At 48.0% G+C, this 3,077-nt stretch carries 1 protein-coding gene; it reads right to left on the bottom strand.

The features are described 5' to 3' along the window. Nucleotides 1–159: 159 nt before the first annotated feature. Nucleotides 160–2,868: a TylF/MycF/NovP-related O-methyltransferase gene (locus NW838_RS12170; RefSeq protein ID WP_414428117.1), complete on the bottom strand. Its 2,709-nt coding sequence runs from the start codon at nt 2,866–2,868 to the stop codon at nt 160–162. Between the last annotated feature and the right edge of the window lie 209 nt (nt 2,869–3,077).

Genomic DNA, 3,077 nt, shown 5'->3' with positions numbered 1-3,077 from the left:
GCTGCTGGGGAACTGGTACCCACCGAGGCCGAACTGGAGCGGCAAAGGGCTGAGCAGGCCGAACAACGGGCAGGGCGCCTGGCCCGGAAGCTACGAGAGCTAGGGGTAGATCCAGACGCCCTGTAGACAGCCAAGTAACTCAAGACAACAGATGGATCCCTAGGAGGCCAACAGCAACACAGGTAGCTTTTGAATAGCAGGCCGTAATCCCTTGGGATAGCGCTCCCGCTTCAAGTGATAGCGATAGTTGAGTTGGGGAATAAGTCTCTCCCATTGATAGGGGTTCAAGCCAGCTACCACTGAACAGAACGGCTCTCTACTGAGCTCTAACCCCTCTTCCATGAGCCTGAGAGCTATGTTGCCTGCAGCTATCTCCAGAGTTTGATTGGCCAGTTGCGGATCCGGATCCCCTAGGAAGATCAGAGCATAGTCTTCTGGCTGAGGACTGCGCAGAATTGGCTCCAGCAAGCCCTCCAGTTCTTGGATAAGCTGCTCTGTCTCCATTTCCCAGTAGGGGAAAAGGCCCACGTTGATCTTGCTCAGGCGGATCCTTTCTGATTTAGAGATTTCTGTTAGGCCATCTCTAACCACTAGCCAGTTCTCAGAAGGACTCAGCCAAACTCCTGTGTAATCGACGCTATGCAACCTGAAAAAGGCTCCGATTTCCTGCTCGAAGTCATGAACAGCTTTCCAACATCCCTGCCAGTGTCCGTAATCATCGATTTGGATGAATCCTTGGGAATGAACCTGATCATAGAAATGATGAAAAATATCCATCGTTGATTGATACCAGTCAGCATCTGCATGCAGCAGAGCAACCTCGCCCACTTGATCTCGATAGATAGGCAAGGTGTCGGCAAACAGCCCCGGCACAGGAACAATTAGATCCCAGACCCCTAGTTCCCTGGCAATCACCTCTAAGTTCTCCGAAATGGGTGCCGCTAAAGCACCGGATCCAAAACCCGTATCGTTGGCAGCAACTCCTCGATAATCTCGATCCACCTCTGTTGGATCAGGCATACCTGAGAAGGTATCGAAAGCATATAGCTTGCGAGGTCGACGGCTGTAGTTCTTAATCACCCAGGCCAGCAAAGCTGAGCTTCCACCCCTGCAAACACCACATTCTACAAAGTTCCCAGGAATGTCTTCTTCACAAACCTGCTTAGCCAGTGAATAAAGGCTCCAAAGACGCTCAAAGCCCAGCAAGGTAAAAGATTTAACTTTCTCTAGCACCCTAGACAACTCAAGGTTACAGACCGGATAGTCCTTGAGGTGCTCTGGCAATGTCCAATTCACAGCAGGGTCTGGAATATGCTCAACGGGCCTGACATTGCCTCGCCAGGCCACTCCCATAATTTGCATGGTCTGGTAAATCATCGTGTTCCAGCCCCTGTCTCTCAAGTAATTCAAACCTTCAGCCACATCCGGCGAGGCTAGATCATGAAACAGAATCAAGGCATCCTCAGCAGCATAGCGCTCTGCCACTTGAGCATCCTGCAAGGGGGCTGGTGAGTCATGATTCCCATCGATGAAAATCAGAGACCAGCGACAATCCTCTTGCTGGGCAATCTCCTCCACCTTCCCTGGGCTATAGCCAGGGTAGAGATTGACATTAGAGCGAACTCCAGCCGAGCGAAGAGATTGATCCACACTTCCATAAATCTGGGGATCGGCCAGAGCAGGATCTACCACATCGAGAATAACTCCTCCTGCCGCCAGGTGCGCAGTTGACCAACCTAGCCAACAGCCGATCTCTAGGGCGTTTTTTCCTTGTAGCTTAAGGGCAGTATTGTACAGAATATGAGCCTCGTCTCGACTAACAAAGCCGATAATAGGTTGACGCAAATCCGCAGTACAAAGGTGAGGAACTTCTTTCCGTAGATAAGGCCAGGGATGAGGCCCTGGATCGATAGCAGTCATTAGAGGGAAGCTGTAGTCGAGATATATTTTCTTTTGATTAGCTGATACATAGTCATACCTTCTGATTGGAGAAGAATGGCTTCTAGGATACCAAAGACTGGCTTCAACTTTGAAGCCATCGGTAGTATTAGCTACATGAGTTTTTCTATCCTTAGCTTGCTTGGTAGTAATGTGTAGAATTCCTAAAGGGATGTAAGGCTTCCAAGGCTCAACCCAGAGCTTTCTTTTTGGATCCCATAGAGGTAGTTTACTATGAACTGTCCAGTTACAAAACAATGGTAAAATTTGAACGTTATCTATCCCTAAGTCATTATGAATAGCCAGGTTTAGAGAACACTGATCTGAGAAGGATAGATCGCGGCTCATAGAGATAGCTTGGCTCAGTCTGTTTTTCCATGCTACCCAGTGAATACCGGAATTACTTCCAGAGAATACACCACTATTTAGAAATGGTCTTATGTATAGGTGGTTATATACATCTACATCTCCAAAGTACTTGATGTATTCCGAGCGGCGAAAAGCTTGAACCGAAAATGGATAGGGATGGAAGAGAGTATCTAGCAACTCAGGAACAACTGCAAGGTTTTTGTATCTTGCTCCCAGGGTAAGAAGCTCAATTGCAGACCAGTCTTGCACCCAAGCATCTGCATCGATCCAAATATAAACTTCATAGCCTGGAAAGTATTCAGGAAGGAAAGGCCTACAAACTAGTGCCTTGAGATACTTGGGTTGTCTATCAATGTCGGGAATATCATAGTTCCAATCTGGCTCAACAATGTGGTCAACGTACTGACCTATCCATTGCAACTGCTCCGGTGTACAGCCTACATCCAAGAATCCAATATCTACAGAGTGCCCCTGAGGTTTCTCTCGGATGGAGAGAATGGTCCCCTGAACCAATTCAAAAAACTTGCTGTCAGCAGCCGTAACGATAATGGTTGAGTTCATAACCTTAAGTCTCTCCTCCAAGGCTTGAATTGTTGTCGACAAAGCAAGCCCTGCTTAGATAGCAAAGGACTCCTCTTTGGCCTGCTACAACTTCTCCCTGCCAGAGGAGATGGGTAGGGTCCAACATCTGATCAATCTGTTTGCGGTCTTGCTCAGAAGTAAACTACACGTAAATCAACTTGATGACTTTGAGCTGCTCTTGCAAGCTG

Origin of the sequence: Synechococcus sp. R55.2 (assembly GCF_047462075.1) — a bacterium.
In the GTDB taxonomy this organism is placed as follows: domain Bacteria; phylum Cyanobacteriota; class Cyanobacteriia; order Thermostichales; family Thermostichaceae; genus Thermostichus.
Note: the sequence above shows the minus strand (reverse complement) of the source record. Positions and strands in the feature narration are given on the sequence as shown.

Excerpts from the sequence above, each read along its gene's own strand:
- NW838_RS12170 (WP_414428117.1), bottom strand. The coding sequence starts at position 2,868 with ATGAACTCAACCATTATCGTTACGGCTGCTGACAGCAAGTTTTTTGAA.